At 36.2% G+C, this 23,457-nt stretch carries 15 protein-coding genes and 1 pseudogene; 6 read left to right on the top strand and 10 right to left on the bottom strand.

Annotated features, from left to right (window positions below; translation table 11 throughout):
• Positions 1 to 55: 55 nt before the first annotated feature.
• The gene (locus tag AC6CHR_RS12995) at positions 56 to 844 is read left to right on the top strand and encodes an alpha/beta hydrolase (RefSeq protein WP_498249310.1); all 789 of its coding nucleotides are present in this window, start codon (positions 56 to 58) and stop codon (positions 842 to 844) included.
• Between the two features lie 160 nt (positions 845 to 1,004).
• On the opposite strand, the gene pelA is transcribed toward AC6CHR_RS12995, so the two are convergent.
• On the bottom strand, positions 1,005 to 4,352 hold the full coding sequence (pelA, locus tag AC6CHR_RS12990; RefSeq protein WP_498249309.1) for a pectate lyase: 3,348 nt from the start codon (positions 4,350 to 4,352) through the stop codon (positions 1,005 to 1,007).
• 363 nt (positions 4,353 to 4,715) lie between these two features.
• Between pelA and AC6CHR_RS12985 the strand changes: the two genes are divergently transcribed.
• Positions 4,716 to 5,561 carry an AraC family transcriptional regulator gene (locus AC6CHR_RS12985; RefSeq protein ID WP_498249308.1) on the top strand — a complete coding sequence of 282 codons (846 nt, stop codon included), beginning with the start codon at positions 4,716 to 4,718 and terminating at the stop codon, positions 5,559 to 5,561.
• Positions 5,562 to 5,729: 168 nt separating this feature from the next.
• Here AC6CHR_RS12985 and AC6CHR_RS12980 read toward each other — a convergent pair whose 3' ends face one another.
• The 4 genes and pseudogenes from AC6CHR_RS12980 to AC6CHR_RS12965 all read right to left on the bottom strand — a co-directional run.
• The gene (locus tag AC6CHR_RS12980) at positions 5,730 to 7,829 is read right to left on the bottom strand and encodes an ABC transporter ATP-binding protein (protein WP_498249307.1); all 2,100 of its coding nucleotides are present in this window, start codon (positions 7,827 to 7,829) and stop codon (positions 5,730 to 5,732) included.
• Positions 7,830 to 7,857: 28 nt separating this feature from the next.
• Positions 7,858 to 9,657 carry an ABC transporter ATP-binding protein gene (locus AC6CHR_RS12975; protein WP_498249306.1) on the bottom strand — a complete coding sequence of 600 codons (1,800 nt, stop codon included), beginning with the start codon at positions 9,655 to 9,657 and terminating at the stop codon, positions 7,858 to 7,860.
• 310 nt (positions 9,658 to 9,967) lie between these two features.
• Entirely contained in the window at positions 9,968 to 10,741 is a 774-nt protein-coding gene (locus AC6CHR_RS12970) for an NAD-dependent epimerase/dehydratase family protein (RefSeq protein ID WP_498249305.1), read from the bottom strand.
• A gap of 164 nt (positions 10,742 to 10,905) precedes the next feature.
• Positions 10,906 to 11,177 (bottom strand): annotated as a pseudogene (locus AC6CHR_RS12965) (fructose-bisphosphatase class II); the annotation flags it as partial.
• Positions 11,178 to 11,377: 200 nt separating this feature from the next.
• Here AC6CHR_RS12965 and desA point away from each other — a divergent pair.
• The 3 genes from desA to AC6CHR_RS12950 all read left to right on the top strand — a co-directional run bounded on the left by desA (position 11,378) and on the right by AC6CHR_RS12950 (position 14,232).
• Complete coding sequence (gene desA, locus AC6CHR_RS12960) at positions 11,378 to 12,382, top strand: Delta(5) desaturase DesA (protein WP_498249304.1); 1,005 nt, start codon at positions 11,378 to 11,380, stop codon at positions 12,380 to 12,382.
• A 117-nt stretch (positions 12,383 to 12,499) separates the two neighbouring features.
• The gene (locus AC6CHR_RS12955; protein WP_498249303.1) at positions 12,500 to 13,636 is read left to right on the top strand and encodes a sensor histidine kinase; all 1,137 of its coding nucleotides are present in this window, start codon (positions 12,500 to 12,502) and stop codon (positions 13,634 to 13,636) included.
• Positions 13,633 to 14,232 carry a response regulator transcription factor gene (locus AC6CHR_RS12950; RefSeq protein WP_498249302.1) on the top strand — a complete coding sequence of 200 codons (600 nt, stop codon included), beginning with the start codon at positions 13,633 to 13,635 and terminating at the stop codon, positions 14,230 to 14,232. The genes AC6CHR_RS12955 and AC6CHR_RS12950 overlap by 4 nt, the downstream gene beginning before the upstream one ends.
• A gap of 367 nt (positions 14,233 to 14,599) precedes the next feature.
• Here AC6CHR_RS12950 and AC6CHR_RS12945 read toward each other — a convergent pair whose 3' ends face one another.
• The 4 genes from AC6CHR_RS12945 to lacZ form a co-directional block, all read right to left on the bottom strand.
• The gene (locus tag AC6CHR_RS12945) at positions 14,600 to 14,920 is read right to left on the bottom strand and encodes an antibiotic biosynthesis monooxygenase (protein ID WP_498249300.1); all 321 of its coding nucleotides are present in this window, start codon (positions 14,918 to 14,920) and stop codon (positions 14,600 to 14,602) included.
• 141 nt (positions 14,921 to 15,061) lie between these two features.
• On the bottom strand, positions 15,062 to 16,915 hold the full coding sequence (locus AC6CHR_RS12940; RefSeq protein ID WP_498249298.1) for a DUF2264 domain-containing protein: 1,854 nt from the start codon (positions 16,913 to 16,915) through the stop codon (positions 15,062 to 15,064).
• A gap of 49 nt (positions 16,916 to 16,964) precedes the next feature.
• Positions 16,965 to 18,095, bottom strand: a complete 1,131-nt coding sequence (locus AC6CHR_RS12935; protein WP_498249297.1) for a glycoside hydrolase family 88 protein — start codon at positions 18,093 to 18,095, stop codon at positions 16,965 to 16,967.
• 178 nt (positions 18,096 to 18,273) lie between these two features.
• Positions 18,274 to 21,399, bottom strand: coding sequence for a beta-galactosidase, LacZ type (gene lacZ / locus AC6CHR_RS12930; RefSeq protein ID WP_498249296.1), 3,126 nt, complete (start codon positions 21,397 to 21,399; stop codon positions 18,274 to 18,276).
• 767 nt (positions 21,400 to 22,166) lie between these two features.
• Here lacZ and AC6CHR_RS12925 point away from each other — a divergent pair.
• The gene (locus tag AC6CHR_RS12925) at positions 22,167 to 23,156 is read left to right on the top strand and encodes a LacI family DNA-binding transcriptional regulator (protein ID WP_498249295.1); all 990 of its coding nucleotides are present in this window, start codon (positions 22,167 to 22,169) and stop codon (positions 23,154 to 23,156) included.
• Positions 23,157 to 23,274: 118 nt separating this feature from the next.
• Here AC6CHR_RS12925 and AC6CHR_RS12920 read toward each other — a convergent pair whose 3' ends face one another.
• Positions 23,275 to 23,436 carry a hypothetical protein gene (locus AC6CHR_RS12920; protein WP_498249294.1) on the bottom strand — a complete coding sequence of 54 codons (162 nt, stop codon included), beginning with the start codon at positions 23,434 to 23,436 and terminating at the stop codon, positions 23,275 to 23,277.
• Positions 23,437 to 23,457: the final 21 nt, after the last annotated feature.

Below are 23,457 nucleotides of genomic sequence, written 5' to 3'. Positions count from 1 at the left end.
TAGTAGTAGTTGGCTTCTACCTTTTTACCACCATATAGTTAATAGGGGGATTATAATGGATCATTTACTTTGGAAAGGTGAAGTACCATTTTCAAAACTGGAGGGAAATGATTTTTCTCCTTCCATTACTCCTTATCCAGCTGATCGACAAGATCAACATGGGGCAGTTATTATTTGTCCTGGTGGTGGTTATCAGCACCGTGCTAATCATGAGGGAGAACCTATAGCGAGGTGGCTCAATTCTCTCGGTATTTCTGCTTATGTATTAAACTACCGAGTTGCCCCCTTTAAGCATCCAGCTCCATTAGTCGATGTTCAACGAGCTATAAGATATGTACGATCTAATGCAGAAGACTGGAATCTTGATAAACATAAAATAGGCTTATTAGGTTTTTCAGCAGGTGGCCATCTTGCGTCTACCGCAGCAACTTATCATGATATGGGCGATTTAGATTCAAATGATAAAATAGAATGCGAATGTAGTAGACCTGACTTTTCTATCCTTTGTTATCCAGTTATATCGTTTGTTCGACATTATCATGAAGGATCGATCCTAAACTTACTTGGTGAAAATTCATCTGAGCAATTACGAGTCTCATTGTCTAGTGAACATCATGTATCTACGACTACACCCGCTACCTTTTTATGGCATACAGCTGATGATGCGTCTGTTCCTGTTGAAAATAGTCTTTTATATGCTCAAGCTTTAAGCAAACATGATGTACCTTACGAAATGCATATCTTTCCAAAAGGACGACATGGATTAGGTCTAGCTGAGGATGATCCATTCGTATCACAATGGACTATTCTTTGTGAGAACTGGCTTAGGAACCAAGGATTTTAGTTTTCTAAAAACATCTTAGTCCACATGCTTAGCGGATTCGAATATAGAGTAACAAATTAGAACCGAACCCGTTAAGCATAGATGACAGAGGTTATTTTTCTTTGCCATTTTTTCTTCATTAAAATGGCGAACCATCAGTATCGACAGTTCGCCCCTCCTATTATAGTTTCGGATTCCAACCTTTTAACACATTTTCAATCGTAAACAGATTTGCTTCTTCATCTGTTAACTGAGGTCTAGAAAGATTAACCCCTGGACCCTTATTTTGATACTCAAAAAATCTAGCATCTTTTGCACTGAAGCCTGACATATCAGTCCAACCTTCTTTATGAATATGGGCTCCTACCTCACTATTTTTAAAGACAACACTTGCAATTGCGTTTGGATCACCACCAGGATGCCACGGTCTACCCAAGTACACTGTTCCATCTGCAGCATCACTTTTTAAGCGACTATTGATAAAGAGAAAGCCATATGGATCGCTAATATTTGTACTAGCTGCTGTAATGTATCCATTATTTGAAGACGAACCTCTGTCAAGTGAGACGATATCACTATCATCAAATACAGCTCTTGCTCCCCCAAAGATAAAGTCTACATCACCTTCGATATAACATTGATAGAAGTATTGTGTTCCTGAATGAGCTAAAAGGGTATCCTGATTGCCGATGAAACGAACTTGATGAAACTCCATTCTTTCTCCACGTGTATAAGCGGCAACTGCTTGTGATCCACCTTCCACTTGGCTTTCATCAAAGGAATTCTCAATCGTCATATTCTCCACTTTCATATCATTGGCATAAAGGTAGACACTTGCACTTCCGCTTGTTCCATAAGTTCCACCTTCTGGCTTTTCCTTTTTTGCATAGTTATCATACGTCAGGATCGTTTTTTCAGTACTTTCCCCGCTTAATGTGATGAATGGTTTATTAGCAGGTACTTTTACTACTTCTTTATACACACCATTCTTTATATGAATTTCAACAGGGTCGGTGTTATTAGCCGGAATTGCATCAATCGCTGCTTGGACTGTTTGATAATCTCCTGTCCCATCTTGCTTAACAACTAGCTTAGTTTGAATGGCACTTAGTTCCTCAGTCGCGTCTTCCACTTGTACTACTTCTCCTTCAACTAGTTTTTTTCCATACTTGTCCACTACGTCATTAGCCAAGACTTTTACATAGACGTGATCTTCAAAATAGCCGGTTATTTTCGCTATCTCTAATAATTGTTTTGCGTAGCTACCTCCCCAAGAATACCCATCTCTACGTTCCTGCTCAATTTCTTGAATGGTTCGTTTTATGACCCCATCTCTACCAGAGAAAATTGGTTCATTTGTCTTCAAATCATAAAATCTGTACCAAGTAACGGCATCTTTATCCTCGACAAAGTACACGCCATTAGGGTCTCCACTTACATAACGGATCCCTTCTAATTTCACCTCATCAAACCAACTTAAAGCACCTTGTATTGCTACTTTTATCGCTTGAGTTTGATTTGTACGTGACATGAGGAATTTTACAATTCCAACAGATTCACTTCCTGAGATTGAAGGATGTTCGTAAGAACGAGCATGTTGTGCTTCATAAGTAACAGGATCATGTTGTGCACACCAGGCTGCAAGCTTACCATCGACCTTTATTTGAGATTTTAAGATATAGTCAATTCCTTTATCCATTGCCGCTTCTAACTTCTGTTTTTCCTCATCCTTTATCAAACTATTTTCAAAAGGGTATGCTTCATTCAGCAAGTCATCAAAAAGCTCTAACACATTGATCATTGCGTTATCATTAAAGGTTACATAGTTTGAATAATACACAGAGTCTTCTGGAGAATCCCCTCGCTGTGGATAGACCTGTGGCCATCCCCCTGTGTCATACTGCATGGTTAATAGAAACTCGATTCCTTTTAACACACTTTGTTTTAACTTTTCATCCTTTGTCTCACGATATACTTGAGTAATAAAACGGATTTGATTTATTGTTGCATTATTATCAATTGTCCCTAATTCTTCTCCATTAGGTCCAAATTGTTTGGAGCGTTTTTCTTGCCCATCCCATGGACGTTTATACTCCTCTTCCATACTCTTTGTCCAACCGCCATGGTCCATTTGCCAAGAAATGAGGTAGTCTGCTTGTTTTTTCATTTCATCAAGGTTGCCAGAGAACTCCGTTTCTATTTTCTCATTAAGTTTTCCATTTTGTAATTGATCCTGAAGTTCATATATGACGACAGTATCACCAAATTTATTTTCCCCAACTGCTGCTCGTGTTGGATACATATTTTTAAATGATGGATTTAATCCTTTAAAGCTACCAGTAGCAGCGTCTATTGCTAAAGCCTTTACATCAAATTCCTCAAAGTCTCCGTTTAGCATGACCGCCACTAAATTTGAAGAAATAGCTTGGGCACTTACCACATGGACTTGCTTTGATTGATGATCAACTTTAGTTGCTATTTTTTCTAAGATTGCGTCTGCTTCCTTATCTGCCAGTTGTTGATTCTTGTCAAAACCAGGTTTTCCTGTCATGTAACCATTTGAAACAACTGCTCCAACTGCATTTTCATTATTTGATTTTCCCTTGCCGTTACCAGGACGTAAATCTAAAACTTTAACGACTATTTCTGCGGCCTCTTTACGAGTAATGATTTCATTTGGATGAATATTTCCATCTTTATCTGGAGTAACATATCCCGCTTCCTTAGCCGTTTCTAAAACATAACTCCACCATTTGTCTTTCTGTACTTCCCATACGTTCGAATCAAGGTCAATCTGTTTATATATTTCTTCTTTATGATAACCCATTACTCTATTTATCTTTGCGAAAAACGCTACTTTTGTCATTTGTTCTTCTCCACTCGTTTGATTGGTCGACAAGATACCTTCCGTGTTTAACTTTTGCAAGGTAACACCATTAACCAATTCTTCCACTTTAACCTCTTTTAGCTCTACAGGTTTGGGACCGTCAGTATCTGAATCTTTCTTATTATGGATACGTAAATGGTCAATATTTGCCCCTCCGCTAGCACCTTTACCTGTTGCAACGATTACATTTTCACCAGCTTGAAGGGTAGCTTTCGTTGATGTTGTTTTCCATGATGTCCAATCCCCAGTACCGTTAAATTCTAGTTCTTCTTCAGCCACGATATCGTTCACTTTTATTTCGGATGGTCTATTTTCTGCCGCGCCATTTGCAAAACGAAATTCTACCGTATACTCCCCCGCTTCCGGTACATCGACAACTGCCCATGTAATCGTTCCTCCTGGAGCATTAGGTTTGTAATCGACGAACCCAGTTCCCGTGTAACCGGGGTGTTGAGTATCAATGATTGCGTCTGTAATGACAGCATCTTCTGCTTCATAGATGCTGTCAAATTCTTGTGTTGGCGCTTCCTTGCTCTCGTTGTAAGCCTTTACATTTTGAAGACCACTAAAACCAGACAGCACTAGCATAAACATAACCGTTATCACGAAACATCTTTGAAAATTACTCCATCCTTTTTTCAAATGCACTCGTCCCCTCAGTTGATTTTTCTTACAACTTTGATTATAAATAAAAGAACTCATATATAGATATAATCAGTTTTTGTTAGATAAGTATAAAGACTTAGGAAATAGTAAGAAAGGAGTGAAGTGAGTATGAAAAGGGCTAATGATTATTACTTTTATACTAGGTAAATCAATTCAATTTGATCGATAGTCATATATCCAATCGTTCTATATCAGTTTAGCGGTACTTGTAAAACCGTCGAACGCTGGGAAGCAGTTATATTTTTTACTTTTAAACGTATGATTACTTTTAATAGCTAATTTTAATTTATTTGCATGTTTAGTCTACCAGTAAAGGGTGATGTCCAATTGTGTAATAGCTTGAGAAATTTAACCTCCAATCTAAATAATTTAACTTATTCCCTTTTGCTGTCTGGTTATAAAACAATCCCTCCTAATTGGTCTAGAAAAGGTAGCAAGCCTAAATATCACTCACTATGGTTTATTACAAAAGGGTCTGGAGAAGTGACCTTAAACGACAAGAAGCATAAAATATCACCAGGGAAATTGATCGTATATACTCCAGATATGATTTGTGATAAAAAAGCAGGTCGAACAACATCTCTTGAATTTTATTTTGTACGCTTCTCATACGCATTAGCATTTGAAGAAAAAGAAAAGTGGCATTTCAAACAATCAGATGAAATAGCATTTCCACTACGTGGAGTCTATACAATAAATAATAACTCTGCAGTTGTTTCTATTTTAGAGGAATTAAATGCGCTATCAAAAAGAAGAGGAGTCACTGTGTCCTTCCAACAAAAATTGCTATTTCAAGAACTTCTTCTAACTTTTATAGAAGACTTTCACTCACAATCCATTTCTGGTGATAGCAAAACAGCGATTGAAGGGACAATCGACTATATGATCAATCACTACAAAAATTCAATTACATTGTCTGATTTAGCGAGTATAGCTGGATTGAGCACGAGTCACTATTCGAGATTATTCAAAAAATCAATTGGCCTTAGTCCAATTGATTACTTAACCCATTTACGGATTGATCGTGCAAAAGAACTGCTGGTTCTTTCCGATTTTCGAATTAAAGAAGTTAGCCAACATGTCGGGTATGTGGATGAATTGTATTTTAGTAGGATATTTAAACGGATTGTTGGAGTGTCCCCTTCCCAATTTTGTGATGATCAGAAATTAATTATGCGGCGATGATCGTAGGCTTAACAACCGTTTCACCAATGCCGACATTAAATTACAGCTTTGTACTTGTAACATCTGAAGAATACATATCCTAAATCGCATACGTAATAACCCCCTATTAATCAACATACCATAGGGGGTTATTGCTTTAACAGCTAGTTCCTTCATTATTTTATAAACCTAGACATTAAGTTTTGAACGTTGTGATTTACTCTGACTTCTACATAATTGATAATACGTATCTTTCCTCGTTAATAACTCTTGATGGTTACCCATTTCTACTATTCTACCTTTATTTAAGACTATGATTTTGTCAGCATGCTGGATTGTCGATAAACGGTGAGCAATAATAATCGTCGTTCGATTGTTCGAGATTTCCTTCAATGTTTTCTGGACTACCATCTCTGTTTCTGTATCTATGCTTGCCGTTGCTTCATCTAAAATTAATACATCTGGATCTGCTATAATTGCTCTTAAAAAGGAAAGAAGCTGATTCTGACCAGCTGATAATACTGTTCCTTGTTCACCAAGCATGGTCTGATATTGTTTTGGCAACGATCTAAAAAAGCAATCAATTCCAACTGACCTTGCCACATTAATGATCTCTTGATTACTAATCTCTAGGTTGTTTAGACGAATGTTATCAAAAACAGTTCCTGAGAACACATAACTGTCTTGTTGAATGATTCCGATGTGCTTTCTTAGGTTCGGCAAGTAAATATCTTTGATATCAACGCCATCAAGTGTGATCCTTCCCTTTTGAATATCATAAAATCTGTTTATTAATTGGATAATCGAGCTTTTCCCTGCACCTGTCTCTCCTACAATGCCTATCGTCTCTCCTGGTTTAATTGATAGGTTGATATTGTTAAGAACCCATTCTTCCTTTTTATAAGCAAATGATACATGATCAAAGACAATTTCACCACGAATTTCCTCGTTAAGTTTTTTCGGATGTTTCGGATTTAAAATCATTGGTTTTGTATCCAATGTTTCAAAGATTCTTTCAGCGGAAGCTAAGGCAGCTTGAATTTGATTAAATTGATCTGCCAGTCCGCGTAAAGGTTCAAAGAATTGCCTTACGTAATGAGTAAATGCATAGACAACACCAAAGGTAATTGCCCCATCCAGAACACTTCTTCCACCGTACCAAACGAGCAGTGCAAGTGATAGATTTCCGAATAAACCAATAGATGGATTGAATATTGAATTGAGTATCGTTTGACGCATTCCAGCATGGTAATGCTCTCCATTGAGTTCCTTGAACCGTTCTAATTGTTTTTCCTCCCGGGCAAATAATTGAATCATTGTCATACCTGAAAGATTTTCCGCCAGAAATGAGTTAAGTCTAGAAAGAATTAGCCTGATCTTCCTTTGTGCCCTTCTCATCACAGTTTTAAAGTAAAACGTAGTGAGGGTTACAAAAGGAATCATCAATAAACTGATCAATGTTAACTCTAGGCTCATACTCAGCATGATCATTATAATCCCTATGAGGATAAGGACATCTTTTACTAAATTAACAATAACTTGAGAGTATAATTGATTAAGTGCCTCGACATCATGGGTTATTCTCGTTACTAACCTACCGATCGGATGCTTTCCATAAAACGATATCGACATTTTGGAAAGGTGGTTAAATATCGTTTGCCTTATATCAAAGATAATCGATTGACCTGTAAATTGAAGCGTATTATTTTGAAAGTAAAGGAGTAAAGATGAACCAATAATTAATGAGAAATATAATACCCCTAACAGAATAAGGCCTTGATAATCCTGACTACGAAACAATTCAACTTCACTGGAACTTAATTGAGTGACAGGATAGATCTGATCATCTATTGTTATCTCATTTATCTCTTTTTCTAGCTGGTAGTGCTCAGCGGCAGAGAGACCTGCATTCCAGCCATGTACTAGATAATGGGCGTCCTCTATAGGGACTATCGCAGCTTTCTCTATATTTATAGGCAAGCCACTAGTCGATTTAGGGTCTTCTATTCGAAAATATTCTTTCACCTGAAAGGAAGCTGTTTCTTTGTAACTTATCTCTTGTTGATTCATCTCCGCTTCCCATTCTTTAACACTTGATTCTTCAACTGAAATCATTGGTGAATAAATTCCGTTTATATAAGAATCTATGGCAACTTTTATAATATACGGTTGTGCTAGGCTTGCAATAACAATAAGTCCCGTTAACAAGATTGAAATAAGGATGTTCTTCCAATAGGGTTTGGCGAAAGCAAGCATCTTACTTAGCAACTGTCCATCACTTAGATTCACACTTTTTTTATTTATCTTGTTAGCTATTTTAGCTCCTCCTCTTTTTGATTCGAATCGTCCTCTCACTATAAGATGGGAGATTAGTGTTCTCTAAATCAATTTGATTTGACTGCTGCACGAACATTGTTTTATAGAGACCATTTTTTTTAAGTAAAGATTGATGTGTACCTTGTTCAGCCATCTTTCCCTCATCCAATACGATAATCTGATCTGCCATTTTAATAGTAGAAATGCGATGACTTATGATAATTGTCGTTCTACCTCTCATTTCTGTTTGTAGTGTGGTTAGGATTTCCTGTTCTGTTTTTGCATCGACAGCACTTAAACTATCGTCAAAAATCATAATTGGTGATTCTTTAATCATGGCACGAGCAATACTGACTCGTTGCCGTTGTCCTCCTGATAAAGACAGGCCCCGCTCCCCTAGAGTTGTTTTGAAGCTTTCTGGGAAATCGATGATATCATTGTAAACATGTGCTTGCTTCGAAGCTTTATAAATTTGGTTGTCCTCGTATTCGACTGGATCAAAGGCTATATTCTCTTTAATTGTTGTTGAAAATAAAAAGTTATTTTGTGGTACATACCCTATTGAGGTTCGCAGCTTTTTTAGTGGAAGGTTAAGAATATCAATATTATCAATGAATACAGTGTTTCTAGGCGGATTATATAGACGTAAAAGGAGATTGACAAAAGTAGATTTCCCACTTCCGATCTTTCCAACAATACCTAAGCTTTTTCCTTTGGGTATCGTTAAACTAATATGTTGTAATGCATGACGCTCACTACTATTATAGTGAAAGGACAAGTTCTCAATTCTTATCGTCCCTTCAATACCTTGAACCGGGATAACGTCTTTTTCATCCTTTATATCTGGTACTGTTGAAAGCACTTGACTTAGCCTTACATCAGCTGCAGCACCTTGTTGAAAAAGGTTAATCACTTTTCCTAAATTTTCAATTGGCGCCACTAAAAACGAAAGATATGTATTAAAAGCAACAAACTCACCAAGAGTGATCGTTCCTTTCATGACTAAAATCGAGCCAAACAGAATGGAAAGTAAATAACTGAGGCCAATAATACCTTGACTAAGTGAGGTGAATAAGGAATTGGAGCGGATTAGTTGCTTATTTGCTTGAACGTTATCATTATTTTCTTTTGTAAACTTCTTCATTTCTTCATTTTCTTGAACATATGTCTTAATAACTCTTATCCCTGTACAGAATTCTTGGACTCTACTTGTCAATGTACCAATTGCTTCTTGTACTTTACTAGAATGCATTCGTATATTTGAGCGGAATCGGTACGCTAAATACGTTAACCCAGGTAAAGGTATTAATACCAATAAGGTTAGTTGTAAGTTAATTGTACCCCCCATCATTACAATCGTAAGCGATAATAAAACGACTGCCTCAATTGTTTGAAAGACACCTTGCATACCTATTTGCCGAAGTATATTTACATCATTTACAGCGTGTGCCATTAAATTGCCAATCCGTTGTTGTTGATAATACTCAGCGGGCAACGTCTCCCAATGGGCAAACAACTTTGTTCGCAAATCCCTCTCTAGCATTCTAGATAAGCGAAAAATATAGATTCGACCTGATGAGCGAAAAACAAAAATACCCACACCTAAACCGATACACCAAGCTGCTAAACTCCAGAGGTCTTCAGGCCGAATCGTTAGGTGCTGGAGTCCATCTGTGAAGTCCTCTAATAAGAGGGGCACTCCTAATTGAAGGACAAGTGATATTGACAATAATAAAGTACCAAGCAGATAATTCCATTTATGTTGGAGAAAATGTGCACGAAATATAGGTCGTCTTTTCATTAAACCCCACCTTCTCACTTGCTGAATAGTGTTAAGATTACGCTTTCTTTATTAAATAAACAATGGATTTCCCTATCATGTTATATGGATTATCTTGCTCACAAGAAAAGCGCAAGGCGCCTGACTATCGGCTACAAGCATAAGACGAGCTAGCTGGAAGCATGTTCTTTAACCTTCTGGACAGAATGGCTTATGACCTGTGAAAACAGGGTTTAGTTTTCCCCTCGAGCCGATGGCGTCTGGAGCTAGACATCAAAGCTATATAAAAAGGACATATATTCTGGTGTACAAAAAAATACCGACATACCTGTCAGTATTTACTTCGTTTATCTCTATTTAATATATCGCTTGTATTGACAACTGGATCAAACCCTAACTCTTTCTGTGCTGTTTTGATGGACCATGGTTTGTCTGGATTATCAGAGACACCGTAATACGTTCCAAACTTAACAGTTGACTGAATGGCTAGATCAAAAAGCTGTACTGCATCTTTATGTGACAAAAGAGTATGTTGTAATCGGTCTTTCTCCTTTAAAGCCTTATATTCGTCTTCATGAACACTTCCAATTCGCAAATTTATAACAGATAATTGATCCTTATCATGTGCGAGAATATGACCAATATTTTCTGATGCTAGCTTGAGTACACCATAAAGACCTCGTGAAAATGGGTAATCATTCGTCGTTATCTCCCTCCCTAAACTTGATCTACCATCCTCTTCATAAAAATCGGTCGTATGATTACTGCTCGCATAAACAACCTTAGGAATTCCTAACACTTTAGCAGCATGTAAAATATAAAAGGAAGATGTAAAGTGAATTTCGGTCATTCTTTGAAATTGATCAATCGTTTCTAAATCATTCTTTGATTTGATTGTTAATAAATTGACCAGTGCATATGTGTCTTTAGGAATACTACTTATTAAAGACTCAAAGTTTGTGGCATCCACTTTTATATAATTTTTGGCATTATAGGAAGTTGAGACGTTTTTATCAAGTATGATGATTTCGTATTTATCAGATAATCCTTTAGCTAAGATTTGACCGATTGTTCCGCCTCCACCAATAATTGTGATTTTCTTCATGTCCTTCCTCCAATAAAAATGTGGCATAAACCATTTAGTTTATATCTTCCCGCTTTTAATAAAATCATACATAAATCATCCATCTAATAATAAATGTAAAAAGAGAGCCTGGAGTATCCCCAAGCTCTCTCTATCATAACTATAAGTATTTTGTTCATGCCCTGTCTCTTAAGAATAGTAACAACTACATCTTCAATGTCTTTATTTTTTTGCTCTAGCAACAGCTTTAATAGTAATCGATACGTTGTGCATTGTAATCTATTTGGACAACCGCCTCTGATTCAACGGCAATTTTATCCATAAACATAGCTGGTACAACAATTAGTAGATTACCATGATCCGCTACTGCAATAACAGCAATAGCATTCATCACCTGAAGCTATTGTTTGGCATCTTCTAATGGATCCACCGCAACAACAACATTTGGCCTACATCCATTTCGCCTTCCCCAACAACAACAGTATCCTAGAGAAAATAGTAAATTTCTATCTTATCTTGCATATAAAGTGGGTAAACTTATAGTATATACGCGCATCAATATGACATTTGTCATACTTTGGATATGACACCTATGTCTGCAAAAGTGTTTGAAATAAAATTATAATCTACTTATTATGAAAGGAAAGAATTTAAGTCATGACCACACATTCATCTCAAAAACATTTAAGAAAACAAGTTGCTCCTTTTGAAAAATCAAATCTAAAGGCTAGTATCCTTCAACTAGTTAATACAATAGGACCTTTTATTATTCTCTGGATTCTTGCTTATCAAAGTTTGGCAATTTCTTATTTTCTTACATTAGGAATTTCAGTCATTGCAGCAGGATTTCTAGTAAGAATTTTCATTATTTTTCATGATTGTTGTCACTACTCTTTCTTTAAAAATCGCAAGGCAAATAAAGTAATCGGTACAATAACAGGTGCATTAACCTTGTTCCCATACAGTCAATGGCAGCACGATCACGCGATTCACCATGCTACTAGCAGTAACTTGGATAAACGTGGGACTGGCGATATTTGGACACTAACAGTTGATGAATATTTGGCAGAAACACCAGTACGTAGACTTGCTTATCGAATCTATCGCAACCCATTTGTCATGTTTGGGCTAGGGCCTATCTATGTATTCTTAATTATGAATCGGTTTAACAAAAAGGGTGCTAAGAAAAAGGAACGCATAAATACCTATATAACTAATTTTTTAATTGTTGGGCTTGTTTTACTACTATGCGGGACACTTGGCGCAAAGGCATTTTTACTCATACAAGGACCGATCTTTTTAATCTCAGGTATTCTCGGTATTTGGTTATTTTATGTGCAACACACATTTGAGGATTCTTATTTTGAAGAAAATAAAGATTGGGACTTTGTGAAGGCAGCAGTGGAAGGAAGTTCTTTTTATAAGCTTCCAAAACTTTTGCAGTGGCTTACAGGAAATATTGGCTACCACCATGTCCATCACTTAAGTCCAAGAGTACCAAATTATAAACTAGAAGATGCACACAATCATACAGAGCCACTGCAACACGTTCCAACGATTACGTTAGCAACAAGTTTGAAATCCCTGCAATTCCGACTTTGGGATACAGAAAATAAGCGATTTGTCGGATTTAAATATTTATCTAAATTGTCTAAAAACTAATATAGTCATAAGGCTACTTTCTAAACAAAGAATTAGCCTTATGGTAAACTGTTAGCAGATATAAATAATGATTTTGTTACCTATTCGAAAACAATCATGAATAAAGAGGGTTCGATAATGAAAAAAGGGTTAATCAGTTACCAAAAAGGAAATGGTATCTCTCCATACATTTGGGCCTTTCTAAGCATTTTACCGTTTTATTTTATTTTCCAATCATCTTCAACCATAGAAATAATTGTCGGTATCATACTGACAATTTTATTTTTTATAACATTTCGGATTGCTTTTATAGCAAAAGGATGGCGTATTTACCTTTTTACTTGCATATTAATTGGGATTTCCTTTGCTTCAACATATCTTTTTAACTATTTTTATTTTTCCTTCTATATTGCCTATTTCAATGGAAATATAAAAGATCGAATTGCATTTATTACACTATACATTATTCATTTGGTGAGCGCGGCAGCATCTATTAATTTCAGCATCATCTTGCATGAGGATTTGCTAATACAGCAATTACCTTTTGTTATTATTAGCTGTATTAGTATCATTTTATTACCATTCAGTATTTATAACCGTAAAGAGCGCGGACAACTCCAAGTAAAACTCGAAGATGCTAACAAACGGATTTCAGAATTGGGTAAGATAGAAGAAAGACAGCGGATTGCCCGTGATCTTCATGATACGTTAGGCCAAAAGCTATCTATGATTGGGTTAAAGAGTGATTTGGCTAGAAAATTAATCTACAAAGATCCTGAGAAAGCTCGTAATGAAATGAAGGATGTACAACAAACAGCAAGAACTGCATTGAATGAAGTCCGGAAGATGGTCTCACAAATGCGAGGCATTCGACTAAAAGAGGAAATAATCCATGTAAAGCAAATACTTTCAGCAGCTCAGATTAACCTAGTATGTAATGAGGATTTCACCATAACTAACGTCCCTTTGTTAACAGAGAATATCCTAAGTATGTGTTTGAAAGAGGCTGTAAATAATGTTGTAAGACATAGTCAAGCCTCAACTTGTAATATCTCGATCAATCAATCACAAAATGCGATCGAGATTATCGTACAAGATGATGGAATTGGTTGTATAATAAATGATAACTTTACTAAAGGGAACGGCCTTTCAGGAATGAGAGAACGTCTAGAATTTGTTAACGGAAGCCTGGATATTATATCCCAGGGGGGAACAACGTTACTGATTAAGGTGCCCAATATTGTAAAGGCTACGGATAAGGAGGAGCTAGTGTGATTCGAATTGTCATTGCTGAAGATCAGCAAATGCTTTTGGGCGCCTTAGGTTCACTATTAAATTTAGAAGATGATATGGAAGTTGTCGGTAAGGCAAGTAATGGTGAGGAAGCTCTCACTCTTGTACAAGAGCAACAACCTGATGTTTGTATTATGGATATTGAAATGCCAGGTATGACAGGACTCGAAGCAGCAGAAAATCTAAAAAAGCAAGGCTGCAAAGTTATTATTCTTACCACATTCTCTCGATCTGGCTATTTTCAACGCGCATTAAAAGCAGGTGTAAGTGGATATTTATTAAAGGATAGTCCCAGCGAGGAATTAGCTAGTTCGATCCGTAACATCATGTCAGGTAGACGTATCTATGCTCCAGAATTAATGGATGATGTTTACAGTGAAGAAAACCCATTAACTGAACGAGAAAAAGAAGTATTAGGTCTAGTAGCTGATGGAAAAAACACTAAAGAAATCGCCGATGAACTTAGCATCAAAACTGGTACAGTCAGAAATTATATCTCAACTATTTTAGAGAAACTTGACGTGAAAAACCGTATAGAAGCTATTACTCACTCCAAAGAAAAAGGTTGGTTTAAATAGACTCCTATATCTCTAGAAATAGCTATCTAGTATCAAGCGAATTTAGATGAAACCTTTTATAAACTAAACACATAGAAAGGGAGATGATTTAGTATAATCAACTCCCTTTTTTGATACCACTTTTTATTCACATAGGCTGTTTTCGCAAGGATTGATGTTTTTCGTAATAAGTAAATCTTTACGAATTCAGCCTATCTTCGTGCTCTTTTCGTTAAATAACTCTGATATACCTTTGGAGATCGCTTTAATTTACATAATAAAAATCCAAAAGCCGATTTTTATTAGTACTATAGCAACAAACTTTTAGAAAAGAGCCTTCACATAAGATAAAGAATAATCAATCTATCCTCTACTTATTATGTATCAATTAGTTACTTGCCTTTTTTACTACTTTCACGTCGTACAGGCCACCTTCATAATTAAGCAGATACTCTGGTTTTGGTTGACCTAGCTTTGCTTTGTGTCCGGCAATATGTGCCTCGCTTTTTTCCCATTGCTTCCAATGTTGTTCAGATTCCCAACGAATTAAGACTAAGACCTCTTCCTCACCACGTCTTACCTTCTTTTCCATTATAGTTAAATCAACAAACCCTTCTTGTTCTTCTAGAATTCCTGGTTTCCCAAATCGATTTACAACAAGATTTGCATTGCCTTCAGTAACCGTCATTTTCCTCATTTGAACAAACATCGCTACATCTCCAATCATAAAATATCTTACCTTATTATAAATGATAATGATTTTCATTGTCTATGTTTTTAGCGAATTGGTTCTAATAATATAAAAATTGAGCCAAACATTTTTACTAATCTATTTAGATTGAATACTTTTTTAGTATTGAAAATCAAACTTCCTTGAATTTGGTAATTGTACCGTTATTTTCTCACCATCAATCTTCACATCTGGTGAATCGTACCAATTATCTTCACTTCTCCCCGGCTCTCCAAAAACAGTACTAACTAACCAATGAGTCCCAGGATCCATCCTTGTTTTGATTGTAGGTATTACTGTACGAGAGCTTATCAGGTTTGTATTTGAATGTGGATAAATGAATTCGGCTTTTCCACCACCATGAAGACTCTTGATTCCGCTTGCTCCCCATGAAAATCTACTCATGCATTCATTCTCTTTTTGAATGCTATCTATATTAGGTTGATGTCCATTGCTATCTTCAATCCCTAAGGCAAAACCACCATCGGCCGCATCAAGTAGTCTATTAGTTTTTATACAGTGTATTCGGACATGCCAAGGAGTTCCAGGTACAATCCAGGTTTTCACCTCAACATCATCCCACGGCTTCCATCTTGTATAGATATAGTCGTTGTTTATCTTATACTCCTCACATTGTCTTTTTACTCGATAAAGATTATCTCCTTCACTTAAGGCAAGCATTGAATCAAATGCACCTTGCGAAAGTCCCCACTCTGCTCTTGGTACACTAAAACCAAAAAAATTAGAGTAGACGAATTTTTCATATTTCGCAGACGTGTGAGTATGTTCGTTTGTTGTTTGATGGCCAGAGTTAAAAGCAAGAATATGTTCACGATCATTATCTCTACATATCACCAAATGTGACTCCTCTTGAATGATTTTGCTTTTGATCTCTGGCAATGGTGCTTCCTCTACCTGCCAAAATGGATGATCATCTTGTAAGGCGAGAGGTAAAAAGGTTTTCAATGCCCAATAAGGTGAGCCTGGGGAATTATAGTTTTCTGCCATGACTAGATTAGGATATCTATATCCGATCGTTAAAATTCCATCATCATTAAAAATTGGTTGTTTAAGCCACCAACGCAAATTCCTTAAAATAATTCCCTTCATGACACCTAAGGGAAAAGGATCAATTTCTGCGAAAACAGCAGCACTCCAAAAAGCTGACTGAGCAAATCGATACGAGAGACTTCTACCATAAGGTAATGAAGAGCCATCACTAGAAAACCATGTGATAAAATCCTTTGCAAAAACTTCTGCTCTCGTTTTATACAACTGTGAACGAATAGGGTCGTCCTTTTCCATCACTTTCGCATAAATGAGACCGTAATAATGGATGGCAAAGGGGACGTAATAATCACTGTGACCATCTATTCCATCTGAATACCAACCATTAGACAGATAAAATTGATCTATTCTATCGAGATTTTCGTCCATTTTTTGTTGATCATAGGGTAGACCGACATTTTTAAGCCCTAAATTGACAATTATCGGGAAAAAGAGCCAATTGCAATCCCAGACCTTGCATTGATTAATTTGATTTAGCCAGTTAGATAAATTTCGTTTCTCTAATTCATTAAGCGGCTCCCAGACTTTCTCAGGTATTAGTAACAACGCTAAACCAAACACGGCCATTTCAACCATTTTTTGATCAAAATCTCGAATATTCCCCCAATATTCCTCATGGTGAGGATCTGTACCATTTTTAATTCCTTGAAGATGCAATTCCCATATTTCATATTCTTCCTTATCTCCATCTTCCCCAGCTAGAAGAGGAACAAGCCCCCATAATACTCGTGAAAAACCTTCCATTTGGGCAATCAAACCACTATAGCCTGCACCTGTATTTCCTAATCGTAATCGTGCACACCCTCTGCTGTAAAAAGGTTTTAGAGGGTCGCAAATTTGTTTCAATATGTCACTGAGATCTTGTTTTGTTTTAAGTTCGTTAAGTGGTGACTGTAAGGTAAACAATTAGTAAGTTCACTCCTAATCTAAAAGAAATTTTTATTATTTTACTACTTTACCAAAATCGTATTTTATTTCCCTTTAAGATAGATAATCCTTCTACAAAAAAGTAATCGCCATATATAAGTGGGACATCAATATTTTTCCCTTCAGGATAATGACTTGTTCCATGTAAGATCAATCCGTCTTGTTTCGAATTCTCCCAATCACCATAGTTTTCATATAATGATTTGAGGATATTAACACCAGCATTTTTATAGATATTCTCTTCTGTTGGTGGTACATGTTGGGCAAGTAATAATAATCCACTTGCAGCTATTGCTCCTGCTGATGAATCTCGGTATTTCACTATATTTTCTGGCAGTCTAAAATCCCAATAAGGAACATCATCTGCCGGTAAATTAGCGATAAAATAATGGGAAACATTTTTTGCTGCTTGTAAATATTGATCCTCTTCTGTGTAGTGGAACAATAAAGTTAATCCATAAATGGCCCAGGCGGCACCTCTAGACCATGCAGAATCTGGAGAGAAACCTTGTCCTCCAATCGCTTCAATTCTTTCACCCGAAAAGGGATCAAATCGAACAATATGATGGACAGAACCATCTTTACGGATAAAGTTTTCCATTACGGTCTCACCATGTTTTTTTGCTATTGCACTAAATCTTGGATCTCCGGTTACTTCGGTTGCCCAAAATAAAAGCGGTAAATTCATTAAACAATCAATAATTGACCACCCTGAATTATCTTCTCCTTCGTTCCAAGGGTTCCAAGCACGAATATAGTTTCCAGCCGTGTTAAATCTGCCTGCAAGTAAATTTGCGATTAATAGCGCACGTCTTTTTGAATCTTGTTCACCTAAAATCCTAAATCTCGCTACACTTGTTAGTGTCCACATAAACCCCATATCATGGTCTAACTTATAATAATCTGTAATGACCTGGTCAAGTCTTTCTTCACATTGTTCAGCTAGTTGTTTTAATGACTCGTCCTTTGTATCACGATATACAAGCCATAATAAACCAGGCCAAAATCCGGCGGTCCACCAATGTGGTTCTTCCATTTGATACGTTCCATTGACACTTGCATGTGGAAAATTTGCACCGATCTTTTCACTCGTTCTCTTAATCTTTGTACGTACACTACTCCATGCTTCATCTACCCACTCCAAGTTGTTGTTAGACATAGATCTCACCTATTCTCATTTATTATTTAGCCCCTACATAGTCATTCTCATTAATCCTTCTCCTACATGTTCTTTATTTTGTTTACAAGCTTGTTAAACGTTTAAAAACATTTATGAAAAGAACCCCCATTTCATGTTTAATAATGGGGGTTCTTTTTCCTTTTAACGAATTAAACAACTAATTAATTCCATTTAAAATAAAACCGTATTTGTATGTTCTATTGGCAAACAGAGTGAATTCAGGGTGAGTTTTCTGCCCCCAGCTGTCGTCACCACCGACACCCATTTGCTTATAATTTATACGAAGTACGACTTTATCGCTTGTTGGTAGTTTGTAGCCGTAATCATGTTCCTCAAGCTCAGATGGTGAATATGGAAGTGCATTTACTTCTACGAGAGGTAGACCCGCTACTTTTAATCCAACACCAGCTTCATTTGTAATTGACATCCATCTAACGCCTGTTTTATTTCCACATTCTTGTGGTTTTAAATATGGCACATATTGACCTTGTACTGTTCCACTATATAAGCCGATTTTTGCTCCCATTGATCTATCCCAGTAACTTTCGTGTGGTCCCTTTCCATACCATGTAATCGTTTGAAAGGAATCATTCATTACAAGCATTACACCTATTTCTGGTATTTCAGAAAGATCTTCACCAGGTACAAGTTCTTGTTCAACTTTGATCTGACCATCACCTGTGATTGAGTAGTTCATTTTGCAAGTGGAAACATTGCTAGTTGGTAGTCTATATTCCACAGCGACTTCAACGGAATCATCAGAAATCGTATAATTGAAGGATTGTAGTTCACGATTTTCACCAGCATCCCGCCACGTAGCACTTCTTTCTTGTAGCTTATTACCTCTATCATTATCAGTCATCGCACGCCAAAAATTAGGTGTGGGTGCAGAACGAATTAATTCCATTTCCCCAATTTGATAGGAATCTAGATTACCGTTCTGTTTGTTAAATTTCACAACAAACCCTTCCCCTTTGATTGTTAATACCTGGTGGTTATTAGTTGTTTTCATTGTTGTAGGTATTTTAACTATTTCTTGTTGTTTTATGATTGAAATCGGCAACACAAATTGACCAAATGCGATCTCATGTCCCTTTTTTGCCCATTTGTTTTCATTTTTATTTTGCAAGCTAACTGTGAGCACATATTCATCCTTTGTTTCCGTCATATCTAATGAGTAATTAATAGGAACCTTTTGAGAATTCCCTGCTTCAATATCAAGTTCCACTGAACCTGATTTCACTATTTTTCCATTTTGGGTTACAGTCCATACGAACTGATATTCTTTTAGGTTCGTAAACAAGAATTTATTGGTTATCTCTATGATTCCTTTTTCCATATCTATCGCCAAAAACTCAACATTCTGATAGCATCTTTTCACTTCAAGGAGTTTAGGTGTTATCGACCCATCAGCAAAAATCAATCCATTTCCTGAGAAATTCCCATCATGTGGGGATTCCCCAAATGCACCACCATAAGCTAAATACTCAATCCCATCTGCTGTTTTGTGATCTAATGCTTGATCCTTCCAATCCCAGATAAATCCACCTTGAAGAATCGGATATTTATCAAATAACTCTGTATACTTATAGAAATTCCCACATGAATTTCCCATTGCATGACTATATTCACAAAGAATGTATGGTTTTTGTTTTCCATCATCATTTTTGCCATAACGTTCAACACCATCAGGGCTAATGTACATGGTACTCTCAATGTCTGATGCCGCCTCTGACTCTCGGTAATGAAAGATACCTTCATAATGAATAATTCTTGTTGGATCTTTTTCTTTTAAATAGTCATGCATTTTAATAAAGTTTTCGCCACCAAATGACTCATTTCCGAGTGACCAAATGATAACTGAAGGATGGTTTTTATCACGTTGAAACATAGAATTACAACGATCTAGAACGTTCTCTGTCCATTCCGACTTACCACCAGGGATGGCATCTCCTTCTTCACTTTGTCCATATCCCCATGACCCGTGTGTTTCAAGATTTGTTTCATCAATGACATACAATCCGTACTCATCACAAAGTTCATACCATAAAGGGTTATTAGGATAATGGGAAGTTCGAACAGCATTAATATTATGTTGTTTCATCAATTTGATATCATGTACCATATCGTCATAATCTACTGCTCTACCTTTGTCCGCTGCAAATTCATGCCGATTTACACCCTTGAATACAATTCTTTCTCCATTAATTTTCATAAGACCATCTTTTATTTCAAACGTTCGAAATCCTATTTTACTACTCTCAGTTTCTATAATCGTTCCATTTTCATCGATTAAACTGATTACTAGAGTGTACAAATTAGGATGCTCTGCACTCCATTTCAATGGGTTTTTAACGAATGCTTTTGTACTTATATTAATGGAATGACTATTATTTAGTTCCAAAGCATGTTCAAGTGGTTTATCTAAAACCTCTTGATTATTATTGTCATAGAGAATAGCCTGAAATGTGAGATTTTTCACTTCTACTTGATAATAGTTTGTTATATTTGCTTGAATTTTTAGATTAGCATGCTTATATTGGTCATCTAATTCTGTTATGACAAAGAAATCATCGATATGCACATTAGGTGTAGAATACAAATAAACATCTCTAAAGATACCACTCATTCGCCAAAAATCTTGATCTTCAAGCCAACTGGCATCACTCCAACGATATACTTCAACAGCTAATTTATTTTCTCCATCTATTAGGTATGGTGTTAAATCAAATTCTGCTGGAGTAAACGTGTCCTCACTATAACCAACAAATTGGCCATTTAGCCACACGTAAAAAGCTGATTCTACTCCTTGAAAGCTGATATAGATAGGGTTGTCTTTCCATGTTTCAGGTACTTTAATCATTTGAACATATTGACCAACAGGATTGTATTTTGTTGGTGCAAACGGTGGTTGAATATCTTCATTACCTTCCCATGGATAACGAACATTGGTGTACTGAGGGTAATCATACCCTTGAAGTTGCCAGTGAGCAGGAACTTTAATCGTTTCCCATAAGCTGCAATCATATTCACTTTCATAAAAGTTTGGAATTCTTTTACCTGGATTCTCTGCAAATGCAAATTTCCAATTACCATTCAATGAATGATAATATGCCGATGACGTCCGCTCTCCTTCCAATGCCTCTTCAACTGTTAGATACGGCATTAAAGTAGCATGAGCGTTTTTTCGATTTAATTGGAAAATTTCAGGATTATTATTCCACTCCGGGTATCCATTACTAGGAGGTGTATAGTTGAATTTTAATAAATCATTTTTTAACAAATTTATCCCTCGCTTTTTTAGTTTAGGCTCTGTTAAAATTGCAGGTTGATTTCCGTTCCAGACGTTGGCTTAAGCGGGCTGTCCGGGAGTCTCACGTCTTCCACTTCGATTAACATTGCGTAATAAATCAACCATAACCTTTAACGTTGTCTTATTTTATGTGGATTTCTATTCATTGATTGGTAGATTTACACCTTAAGAGATTCTCTTGTTAGCTTAGCGCTGTTTTTTTATCAATACTTTCAAAAGCTGGAAGAATAAAAAATGACCATTAAAAAATCTCTTTGTAAGCGTCTTCAAAGTAATGTTAATTTTTTTAGTAAAATTAGTCAAGTAAAACTTTGTACATTTTACTTCCGATACATTCTAAGAGGCGTTTAAATATAGATTAAATTATGTCTTATACTTTTAGAAACGATTAAATTCAGAGGATTTTTATAGAGAATTACGACCAGAAGGACCTTTTCTTTTGTAAGTAATGATATAAACAAGTAAAAATCTCATTAAAAAATTTGACTGTTTTACTTTAAGTAGCTAGCATAGAATGGACCAAGAGGAACTTTCTGTTTGACAAACCACACATTTGTGGCCTTTCACTTCATTCTTATGTAATTTCTGTGAAAATAAATTCAATTTCGACGAATAACAACAACTTTTAGAAAAGGGCGATAACTATTTACACTTAGTTATTGTACTTAAGAGGCGCAAACAGATAAGTTATGCTGACTTATCCGTTATTTAAACACGAACTTAAGAGGGGTAAAATTATGGCTACTATTAAAGATATTGCAGATAAGGTTGGAGTCTCGATTGCAACCGTTTCAAGGGTTCTTAATTATGATTTAAGTTTATCAGTTGGAGATGATACAAAAAAAAGAATATTTGAAGTAGCAGAGGAACTTTCCTATCAAAAGAGGGCTCAAAAGAAAAAAGCTTCTTGGCGTGTTGCCTTTGTCAATTGGATAAATGAAGAAGAAGAACTTAATGATATCTATTACATGTCTATTCGCCATGGGGTAGAGTCACGCGCTGAAAAGAAAAAGATGGAGCTTTTGAAGTACCTTAGAGATGATTCCGATCAAATCGAAAGTGATATCGATGGCATTATTGCTGTTGGTCGGTTTAATGATGAACAAATAATTAAGCTGAAAAATCTATCTACCAATATTGTTTTTGTCGATTCAGATCCTGAGGACGATAAATGTGATGCTGTTTGCGTAAACTTTGAAAGAGTGACAAAACAAGTTCTCGACTATTTCATAAGGAAAGAACATAAAAAAATTGGATATATAGGTGGTTACGAAAATCTTAGAAATACAATTTCTCCGATACAGGAAATTCGTGAAAACTATTTTAGATCCTATATGAAGGAAAAGAAGTTGCTAGATGTGAGCTATATTTATATTAATAACTTCACCGTTAATGATGGGTATCAATTAATGAAGAAAGCAATAAAGGACCATAAGGAAGACCTCCCTACTGCATTTTACGTTGCAAGTGACCCGTTGGCAATAGGTTGCTTACGTGCACTTCATGAAGCGAATATTCAAGTTCCCGAAAGAGTTAGTATTATTGGAGTTAATGACATCAGTATTTCTAAATACATGTATCCGCCTCTAAGTTCAGTGAAAATCGAAACAGAAGTTATGGGTGAAACAGCTGTCGACCTTATGATAGAGCGACTTTCAGATGAACGAAGAGTTGCAAAAGTGGTCCACATTGCCACCAGATTAATGACTCGCGAAACGACTAAATAAGTTACGACTACTCCAAAGTTAAAGTAGGCAGTTTAACATTCAAAAAGCGTAAAGGAATGACATTCATCATTCCTTTACGCTTTTATTTATTTTCAGTCTATTAATGAATCACTACTATTTAAAATTGATCACCTTTTAAAAGCTTTTCATCTGATTTTGGTAATGTGATGATCTTACCGCCAATTTGGACGTGGATCGTGTCTTTAAAAATAGCTTTAACAATTCCTTTTAACGAAATAGTTGAATCAACTGCGATTGGATTTTTTGGTTCTGTCGTCATATAAATACACACCTTCCTAGC

Source organism: Metabacillus sp. GQ13, assembly GCF_059758525.1.
The sequence above is the reverse complement of the archived record's forward strand: the minus strand, read 5'-3'. Positions and strand labels throughout refer to the sequence as shown.

Excerpts from the sequence above, each read along its gene's own strand:
- AC6CHR_RS12995 (WP_498249310.1), top strand. The coding sequence starts at position 56 with ATGGATCATTTACTTTGGAAAGGTGAAGTACCATTTTCAAAACTGGAG.
- AC6CHR_RS12975 (WP_498249306.1), bottom strand. The coding sequence starts at position 9,657 with ATGAAAAGACGACCTATATTTCGTGCACATTTTCTCCAACATAAATGG.
- AC6CHR_RS12970 (WP_498249305.1), bottom strand. The coding sequence starts at position 10,741 with ATGAAGAAAATCACAATTATTGGTGGAGGCGGAACAATCGGTCAAATC.
- desA (WP_498249304.1), top strand. The coding sequence starts at position 11,378 with ATGACCACACATTCATCTCAAAAACATTTAAGAAAACAAGTTGCTCCT.
- AC6CHR_RS12955 (WP_498249303.1), top strand. The coding sequence starts at position 12,500 with ATGAAAAAAGGGTTAATCAGTTACCAAAAAGGAAATGGTATCTCTCCA.
- AC6CHR_RS12945 (WP_498249300.1), bottom strand. The coding sequence starts at position 14,920 with ATGTTTGTTCAAATGAGGAAAATGACGGTTACTGAAGGCAATGCAAAT.
- AC6CHR_RS12935 (WP_498249297.1), bottom strand. The coding sequence starts at position 18,095 with ATGTCTAACAACAACTTGGAGTGGGTAGATGAAGCATGGAGTAGTGTA.
- AC6CHR_RS12925 (WP_498249295.1), top strand. The coding sequence starts at position 22,167 with ATGGCTACTATTAAAGATATTGCAGATAAGGTTGGAGTCTCGATTGCA.
- AC6CHR_RS12920 (WP_498249294.1), bottom strand. The coding sequence starts at position 23,436 with ATGACGACAGAACCAAAAAATCCAATCGCAGTTGATTCAACTATTTCG.